Raw genomic sequence first — 8,316 nt, forward strand, 5'->3', positions numbered from 1 at the left:
ACCGATCCGGGACGCCGGTGCGATGAGGAGACGTGAGCGAAACGAGAAGCGACGGGGATCTGCTGCGGGCCATCGCGGCGGACGGGGACCGGCGTGCCTTCGAGGAGCTGTACCGGCGGTTCGCCCCCTGGCTCGCCGCCCGGCTGCGCGGCCGGTGCGCCGACGCCGGGATAGTCGACGACGTCGTGCAGGAGACGTTCCTCGCGGTGTGGCGGGGCAAGGCCCGCTACCGGGAGGACGGGGATGTGGCCGGGTGGCTGTGGCGCATCGGCTCGCGGCGCCTCGTCGACGCGCTGCGGGGCGACGGGGCGCGCGGCCGGCTGCGGCAGGCGCTGACGCGGCTGCGGCACCGGGACGAGGCGTCCGCGGAGGAGCGCGTGCTCGCGGGGGTCGAGCACGGGGACCTCGCGGGTGCGCTGGTGAGGCTCTCACCGGAGCTGCGCGCGGTGCTCCAGGCCACGGTTATCGACGGGCTGACCACCCGCGAGGCCGCCGTCGTGCTGGGGATTCCGCCCGGCACGGTCAAGACGCGGGCGATGCGTGCCCGCAAGCAACTGCGGGAGGCACTGGCATGACGCACGTAACCCCGCACGCCCACACACGAATCGAGGAGGTGTCCGCATGACCTGGCACGTACCTGAAGGAGATCTACGGTCGTACGCCCGCGGCGAGCTGACCGCCCCCGCCCTCTGGTCCACCGACACCCACCTCACCGCCTGCTCCCCCTGCCGGGCCGTGCTCGCCGAGGTCAGCGACCCGGTCGCGCTCGACGCCGGCTGGGAGCGGCTGGACGCCGAGCTGGACGTGCCCCGGCCGGGGTGGCTCGAGGCGCTGCTGGTGCGGCTCGGGGTGCCCGATCACACGGCGCGGCTGCTCTCGGCGACGCCGGTGATGCGCGGCTCCTGGCTGGGCTCGGTCCTCGCGCTGCTCGTGCTGACCGTGCTGGTGACGAACCTGTCCCCGGTCACCGACTCGCCCAAGCTGTTCCTCGCCCTCGCGCCGCTGCTGCCCCTCGCCGGGGTCGCGGTGTCGTACGGGCCCGCCCTGGACCCGACGTACGAGATGGCCGTCGTCTCCCCGTTGCACGGGTTCCGGCTGCTGATGATCCGGACGGTCGCCGTGCTCACCACGGGACTCGCCCTCAACGGACTGGCGACGCTCGCCCTCCCGGCGTACGGCCTGCGCGCCCTCGCCTGGCTGCTGCCCGCGCTCGCCCTGACCGCGACCGGGCTCGCGCTGACCCCGCGGCTGGGGCCGGTGCTCGCGCCGTCCCTCGTCGGCGGGGGCTGGATCGCGCTGCTGCTGGTGGCGGAGGCGACGGCCGACGGCCCGCTCGCGCCCTTCACCGCCGCCGGTCAGAGCACGGCAGCCGCCGTCGCCGTGCTCGCCGCCGGTCTCCTCTTCTTCCTCCGTGACCGCTTCGACCTCTTCCACGGGAGCCCCGCATGACCCCCACCGTCTCCGCCTCCGGGCTCAGCCTCCGCTACGGCGGCACGCGCGCCCTGGACGACGTCGCGCTGCGGCTCACGCCGGGTGTGACCGGCCTGCTCGGCCCCAACGGCGCGGGAAAGACCACCCTGTTGCGGGTGCTCGCCACCGCGGTCCCCGCCGACAGCGGCGCCTTCACGGTCCTCGGCCAGGACCCGTCGACCACCTCCGGCCGCCAGGAGGTCCGCCGCAACCTCGGTTACCTTCCCCAAACGCCCGGTTTCCACCCGGACTTCACGTCCTTCGAGTTCGTCGACTACGTGGCGATCCTCAAGGAACTGACCGACCGCACGGCACGGCACCGGGAGGTGCGGCGGGTGCTGGAGTGCGTCGATCTGTCCGACGTACGCGGCAAGCGGATCAAGAAGCTGTCCGGCGGTATGCGGCAGCGGGTCGCACTGGCCGCCGCGCTCGTCGGCGACCCCGGTTTCCTGGTCCTCGACGAGCCGACCGTCGGCCTCGACCCCGAACAGCGCATGCGGTTCCGGGAGTTGATCGCCACGGCCGGAGAGGGCCGTACGGTCCTGCTGTCCACCCACCAGACCGAGGACGTGGCGATGCTCTGCCACCGGGTCCTGGTCATGGCGGGCGGCACCATCCGCTTCGACGGCACCCCCGCCGAGCTGACCGCACGAGCGGCCGGCCGGGTGTGGAGCAGCGCGGAGCGCGCGCCGGGCGCGAAGGCGGGCTGGCGGACGGGGATGGGGACGTACCGCAACGTCGGCGACCCGCCCCCCGGCGCCGAACTCCTCGACCCCACCCTGGAGGACGGCTACCTCCTCTCCCTCGACGGCGAGCACGCGGAGGTGGCCGCGTGAGCACCGTGCTGCAGGCGGCCCCGCCCGCCGTGACCACCGCGCCGAGCCACACCTGGGCGGCCGTGTTTGCCCTCGCCCGCTTCGAGACGCGAAAGCTGCTGCTGAGCAGCCCCGTGCTGCTGGCCTTCGCCGGATACATCGCCTGGATCGTCTACATGGACCGCGAGGCCTTCCCCGCGCTCCAGGACGCCGACCGCGCCACGCAGGGCGCACCGCTGCTGGTCGCCCTGGCGGTACTGCTGTCGGCGAACCTGGCGGTGCTGAGATCCAGGCGGCAGGACACGGAACGCCACTTCGGGGTGCTGGTGCTGCTGCCCTGGCAGCGCACGGCGGCCCACGCGCTGTCCGTGGTCCCGGCGGCCCTCCTCACAGCGCTGTGTGTGGGAGGCCAGTTCACCTGGCAGGCGCTCAAGCCGGGTGCCATAGGGCACGGTTCTCCGGCGGAGCTCCTCGTCGGGCCGCTGACGGTGCTGCTGCTCGGCACGATCGGGGTGCTGATGGCACGGCTGGTGGCGTCGGTGGTGGCGGCTCCGCTGGCGGCGGTCTTCTTCCTCTTCTTCTACGTCATGATCGCGGCCCCCACCGGAAGCGGGCAGGGCACGCGATGGCTGGCGCCCGTGGTCGGCGAGAGCACGGCCAACACGCTCCCGTCCGACCTGCTGGGCCGCCCGGCCGCCTGGCACGCGATGTATCTCGCGGGGCTGGTCCTGTGCGCGGCGCTGGTCGCGGTGCTGGTCAGCGGTGGCCGCAAGGTGATCGTCGCGGGTGCCCTGGCCGCGGCGGTGCTCCTGACATTGACCGGCGCCGTCGCCCAGGCACGGGACATCTCGCCGGAGCTGACGGCGGCCCGGGAGCGGGTCTCGGTGACGCCGGAGAAGGAACAGACCTGCGTACGGCACGACGGCTCGACGTACTGCGCCTTCCCGGAGTGGGCGCCGCGGACGGAGACCTGGGCGGACGTCGTGGATCACGTCAAGTCGCTGGCCGGTGCCGGCGCGCAGGACCGCGAACTCGTCGTACGGCAGCGGATCGACGCCCGCTACGGCCTGGACGGCGACTCCGCGCTGGAACCTTCGGCCACCCCGGACCAGGTCACCGTGGGCACCCGCTGGGGCGGCAACCGCGTCCCCGAGTTCTCGGCGGCGGTCGCCTCCGTGCTGGTGACGGGCACCGAGAAGGATGCGGGCGGGATATGCGACGGCCGCATGGTCACCGTCATGTGGCTCGCGCTGGGCTGGGCGGACGACCCGATGCAGTCGTTGCGCGACGTCCGCGTGGACGACAGCGTGTCCGGGTCCGCGACCGTCCTGTCGCCGACCGATCCGCTGTCCATGACGTCCGGTCACACCGACGTCGTACGGGAACTGCTGGAGCAGCCGCGCGACACCGTCACCGCGAAGGTGAAGGCGAACTGGGCCGAACTGACCGCACCGGACGTCAAGACCAGCCGGGTCGCCCAGCTGCTGGGCGTCGACGCACCGAAGGGCGCGGACTCGTGCGAGGAGTGACGGCGCTGGTGGTGCCGGTCCTCCGCGCTCTGCCGTGGCGGGTGCTGGGCGCTTCCGCGGCGGCGGGACTGCTGCTCGCGGGGTTGCCCCGGCTGTTCGGACTGGACACCTGGTGGGCCCTGCTCCTCCTCCGGGGCGCCGTCCTGGCCTTCGCCCTCGGGCTCGCGTTCGTCCTGGACGACCCCGCCCGGCACACGACGGCACCGGTGCCGACCCGCCGCTGGATCCGCCACGCCCTGCGGGCGGCGCTCGTCGCACCGGTGGCGGGGGCGTGGTGGGTGGGGGCGGTGCTGCTGGTTCCTGGGTCGCTCCGTCCTCCGCTCGCCGACGTCACGCTGGAGGCGGGCGCGGTGTTCGCCGTGGCCCTGGCGGTGGCGGCGGCAGCGGTACACCGCACCGACCAACCCACCCCGGGCACGCTGGTCGCGGCGACCCTGCTCGCGTCCGCCGCCCTGACCCCGCTCCTCCTGCCGGACGACTGGGCCCTGTTCGTCTCCGTCACCGACGAGCGGTGGGGCGCCGCGCACGACCGGTGGTGGATGGTGCTGGCCGGTGCGGTGGTGGTGTGGGGGGCGTGCGGGACGGAGCCGGTGCGGAGGCGTTGGGTGCGGGCCGCTTTCTGACGCCGGTCACGGGACCGACGCCGGTCACGGCACGACGCCGGTCACGGGACCGACGCCGGTCACGGCACGACGCCGGTCACGGGACCGACGCCGTCACGGGACCGGCACCCGACCGGCACCGCGCAGCGCCCCGCAACGTCAGGTCTCCGTGCGGTACATCAGGTCCGTCTCGTGCGTGACGAAGCCCAGCCGCTCGTACACCGACACCGCCGCCTTGTTGTCGGCGTCGACGTACAGCATCGCGGTCGGGAGGGCCTGCGCCGCGAGGTGACGTAGCCCGATCGTCGTCAGGGCCTTGCCCAGGCCGCCGCCCTGGGCGCCGGGGCGCACGCCCACGACGTACACCTCGCCCAGCCCGTCGGCCGCGTGGACCTTCGTCCAGTGGAAGCCGATCAGCTCGCCCTCGCGCTCCGCGAGGAAGAACCCGGCGGGATCGAACCACGGCTCGGCCTTACGGTCGTCGAGGTCCCGCTGGGTGAGGGAGCCCTGCTCGGGATGGTGGGCGAAGGCGGCGGCGTTCACGGCGAGCCAGGCGGCGTCGTCCTGACCGGGGACGAAGGTGCGGACGGTCACGCCGGGCGGGAGGACCGGATCGGGCAGCTCGAGGTCGGTCAACGGCCGCCGCATCTGGCGCAGTTCACGGAACAGGGTCAGCCCCAGCACCTGGGCCAGATGCCGCGCAGCCGAGTGACCGCCGTGCGCCCACACCCGTAGCCGCTTCCCGGACGCGGCAAGGAGGGCCGAGCCCAGCGCGCGCCCGTGCCCGTGCCCGCGGTGCGCGGGATGGACGACCAGTTCGGCGGCCGGCGCCTCCACCGGATCGGTGTCCTCCAACTGGGCGTAGCCGACGAGTTCGTCGCCGACGGTGAGGAGGAGATGGGCGATGCCCTCCCGAGCGCCGCCGCGCAGATACAGCCGCCCCTGCTCGGACACCGCCTGCCGCCCGTCGTGGTCCGCGGCCTCCGCCAGCAGCGCGAGCACGGATTCGGTCTGTTCCGGGGAGAGCACGGAGTAGGTCTCGATGGCGCGGGAGAGGGCCGGGTAGGCCGTGTCGTCGCTGGTCATGAGTACGAGGGTACGGCGGCAACCAGGTTGTAACACCGAAAACCCTGTCGCGCTACGCGCGTTGACTTTAGGCTGCCGCCCTACGAACCACACTCACCTCAGCAGACCCACAGGGGAGCGCATGCCAGCCACATCCCAGCCGCACCACCGCCGCAGACGCCGTACACACGCACTTCTCGCAGCAGCGGCGGGACTGGCGACCGCCGGTGCGCTCCTCGCGGCGATACCGGCCGGGGCGGCACCGGACAGCAAGAAGGGCGGCCACCATCTGCCTGGCCGCTACCAGGACGTCCAGCTGCTGTCCTTCAACGACCTGCACGGCAACCTGGAGCCGCCGTCCGGTTCCTCGGGCCGGGTCACCGAGGTGCACGAGGACGGCACCACGTCGACGATCGACGCGGGCGGCGTCGAGTACCTCGCCACCCATCTGCGTGACGCGCGCAAGGGCAGCAAGTACTCGATCACCGCGGCCGGCGGCGACATGGTCGGCGCCTCCCCGCTGATCTCGGGCCTCTTCCACGACGAGCCCACCATCGAGGCGCTGAACAAGCTGAAGCTCGATGTGACGAGCGTCGGCAACCACGAGTTCGACGAGGGCGCCAGGGAACTGGCCCGGCTGCAGAACGGCGGCTGCCACCCCAAGGACGGCTGCTACGCGGACGAGGAGTTCGAGGGCGCCGACTTCCCGTACCTCGCGGCGAACGTCCTGGGCGAGAAGTCCAACAAGCCGATCCTCAAGCCCTACTGGGTCTGGAAGAAGAACGGCGTCAAGGTCGGCTTCGTCGGCGTGACCCTGGAGGACACCCCGGGTGTCGTCTCCGCCGAGGGGGTCAAGGGCCTCAAGTTCAAGGACGAGGTCGAGACGATCAACAAGTACGCCAAGGTGCTCCAGCGCCAGGGCGTGAAGTCCATCGTCGCCCTCATCCACGAGGGCGGGGCCCCGGCCTCGGCGGCGTACAACTACGACTGCGACTCGCCCGGCGCCGGCGACGGCATCTCCGGCCCGATCGTGGACATCGCCAAGAACATCACCCCGCAGGTGGACGCGCTGGTCACCGGGCACACCCACGCCGCGTACGCGTGCACGATCAACGACCCGTCGGGCAAGCCGCGCACGGTCACCTCGGCCGCGTCCTTCGGCCGCCTCTACACGGACACCACGCTGACGTACGACCGGTGGACGGGTGACATCGCCCGTACGGCCGTCAAGTCCGCGAACCACGTGGTCACCCGGACCGTCCCCAAGGCGACGGACATGACCGAGCTGATCGCCAAGTGGAACACCCTCGCCGCGCCCATCGGCAACCGCGCGATCGGCCACATCTCCGCCGACATCAGCAACTCCGGTACGGAGTCCCCGATCGGCGACCTCATCGCCGACGCGCAGCTGGCGTACGGCAAGGAGCTGGACGCGGAGACCGACCTCGCGCTGATGAACCCGGGCGGTGTCCGGGCACCGCTGACCTATGCGGCCAAGGGCGCCGAGGGCGACGGTGTGGTGACGTACGCCGAGGGCTTCACGGTGCAGCCGTTCGCGAACACCGTGAATCTGCAGGACTTCACCGGCACCCAGCTGATCCAGGTGCTCAAGGAGCAGGTGAGCGGGGTGAACACCGCGTCGCCGAAGATCCTCCAGCCCTCGGCCGGGCTGACGTACACGCTCGACCTGACGAAGACCGGCGCCGACCGGGTCGTCACCGACTCGATCAAGCTCAACGGCACGGCCGTCGACCCGGCCGCCACCTACCGCGTCGCGACGAACAGCTTCCTCGCGGGCGGCGGCGACGGGTTCCCCACGCTGGGCCTGGGCACGAACGACCTGGTCGGCGCGGACGACCTGACCGCTCTCGAGAAGTACCTGACGGCCAATTCCTCGGCCACGGACCCGATCGAGCCGCCGAAGCCGGACCGGATCACGATCGTGAAGTAGATGGTGAAGTAGAACGCGAGGTAAATCGTGAGGTAAATCGCATACCTGGGGTAGAGGTTGCGGGTGGGGCCGGTACGCATGTTCGGATGGCACGATGCGTACCCCCCACCACATAGCGACGCATTATCGTTCAAACCCGTACGAAGAGCTGGCCGCTCTCGACGACGGCCCTATGGAGGAGTTCCTCCATGAGCCCGAGGAGGAAGCGGAAGACGAGTGGTCCCCGCCCAACCACCGCCGCAACGGCCGGCGCAGGCGGGGCCGCTTCGCGGGCCTCTCGCTCGGGATGAAGGCGGTGGTGGGGATCGTCGCCCTCGCCGCCTGCCTCACCCTCGCCGACCGCTGGGCCCTGCTGTACGCCGAGCGCCAGGCGGCCGACTCCCTCAAGGACCGTCTCGACCTGGCGGCGGCGCCCGAAGTCGAGATCAGCGGTTTCCCCTTCGTCACGCAACTCGCCGACGAGCGCCTGGACTCGGTGAAGGTGACCGTGCCCGACGTGGCCGCCGACCGGGTCTCGCTGGCGCAGGTGTCGGCGACGGCGAAGGACGTACGACTGGACGCCGACGGCCCGACGGCCGTGCGCGGCGCGAGCGTCCCCGAGCTGGACGGCGACGTACTGCTGTCGTTCGCCGACCTGAACCGTGAACTGGGCGCGTCCCAGGTCACGTTCACCGGCGAGGGCCACGACCGTATCCGGGCGCGTGGCACGCTGCCGGTCGCCGGACACGACCTGCGGCTGCGCGCCGAGGCCCGCATCCAGCGTGAGGGCGACCGCGGGATCGCGACGCACATCGGCGGAATGCGCCTGGACATCGGGGACTTGGCGACGTACCGCCCGGGCACCGCCGCCTCGGAGGGCCTGCATCTGACCTCCGACGCGGCGG

8 protein-coding genes are annotated in these 8,316 nt (G+C 72.2%); 7 read left to right on the forward strand and 1 reads right to left on the reverse strand.

The window, feature by feature from the left end; translation table 11 throughout:
- Positions 1–32 precede the first annotated feature (32 nt).
- The 5 genes from KCH48_RS39985 to KCH48_RS40005 are packed head-to-tail and all read left to right on the forward strand — an operon-like array spanning position 33 to position 4,437.
- Positions 33–575 carry an RNA polymerase sigma factor gene (locus tag KCH48_RS39985; protein WP_210582547.1) on the forward strand — a complete coding sequence of 181 codons (543 nt, stop codon included), beginning with the start codon at positions 33–35 and terminating at the stop codon, positions 573–575.
- Between the two features lie 46 nt (positions 576–621).
- The gene (locus KCH48_RS39990; RefSeq protein ID WP_210582548.1) at positions 622–1,449 is read left to right on the forward strand and encodes a zf-HC2 domain-containing protein; all 828 of its coding nucleotides are present in this window, start codon (positions 622–624) and stop codon (positions 1,447–1,449) included.
- Positions 1,446–2,306, forward strand: a complete 861-nt coding sequence (locus KCH48_RS39995; protein ID WP_210582549.1) for an ABC transporter ATP-binding protein — start codon at positions 1,446–1,448, stop codon at positions 2,304–2,306. The genes KCH48_RS39990 and KCH48_RS39995 overlap by 4 nt, the downstream gene beginning before the upstream one ends.
- Positions 2,303–3,814 (forward strand): ABC transporter permease, encoded by a 1,512-nt coding sequence (locus KCH48_RS40000; RefSeq protein WP_210582550.1) that lies wholly within the window; start codon positions 2,303–2,305, stop codon positions 3,812–3,814. Before KCH48_RS39995 ends, KCH48_RS40000 begins: the two co-directional genes overlap by 4 nt.
- Complete coding sequence (locus KCH48_RS40005; protein WP_210582551.1) at positions 3,802–4,437, forward strand: ABC transporter; 636 nt, start codon at positions 3,802–3,804, stop codon at positions 4,435–4,437. The genes KCH48_RS40000 and KCH48_RS40005 overlap by 13 nt, the downstream gene beginning before the upstream one ends.
- Positions 4,438–4,575: 138 nt before the next feature.
- On the opposite strand, the gene mshD is transcribed toward KCH48_RS40005, so the two are convergent.
- On the reverse strand, positions 4,576–5,502 hold the full coding sequence (gene mshD / locus KCH48_RS40010) for a mycothiol synthase (protein WP_210582552.1): 927 nt from the start codon (positions 5,500–5,502) through the stop codon (positions 4,576–4,578).
- A gap of 121 nt (positions 5,503–5,623) precedes the next feature.
- Here mshD and KCH48_RS40015 point away from each other — a divergent pair, with 121 nt between their 5' ends.
- Positions 5,624–7,432: a bifunctional UDP-sugar hydrolase/5'-nucleotidase gene (locus tag KCH48_RS40015; protein WP_210582553.1), complete on the forward strand. Its 1,809-nt coding sequence runs from the start codon at positions 5,624–5,626 to the stop codon at positions 7,430–7,432.
- Between the two features lie 94 nt (positions 7,433–7,526).
- On the forward strand, positions 7,527–8,316 hold a 790-nt coding region (locus tag KCH48_RS40020; protein WP_210582554.1), incomplete at its 3' end, for a DUF2993 domain-containing protein.

The sequence above is a fragment of the Streptomyces sp. GESEQ-4 genome, assembly GCF_017948455.1.
Lineage (GTDB): Bacteria > Actinomycetota > Actinomycetes > Streptomycetales > Streptomycetaceae > Streptomyces.

What these genes read in the sequence shown, in the direction of transcription:
- KCH48_RS40015 (WP_210582553.1), top strand. Translation starts at nt 5,624, where the DNA reads ATGCCAGCCACATCCCAGCCGCACCACCGCCGCAGACGCCGTACACAC.
- KCH48_RS39995 (WP_210582549.1), top strand. Translation starts at nt 1,446, where the DNA reads ATGACCCCCACCGTCTCCGCCTCCGGGCTCAGCCTCCGCTACGGCGGC.
- KCH48_RS39990 (WP_210582548.1), top strand. Translation starts at nt 622, where the DNA reads ATGACCTGGCACGTACCTGAAGGAGATCTACGGTCGTACGCCCGCGGC.
- mshD (WP_210582552.1), bottom strand. Translation starts at nt 5,502, where the DNA reads ATGACCAGCGACGACACGGCCTACCCGGCCCTCTCCCGCGCCATCGAG.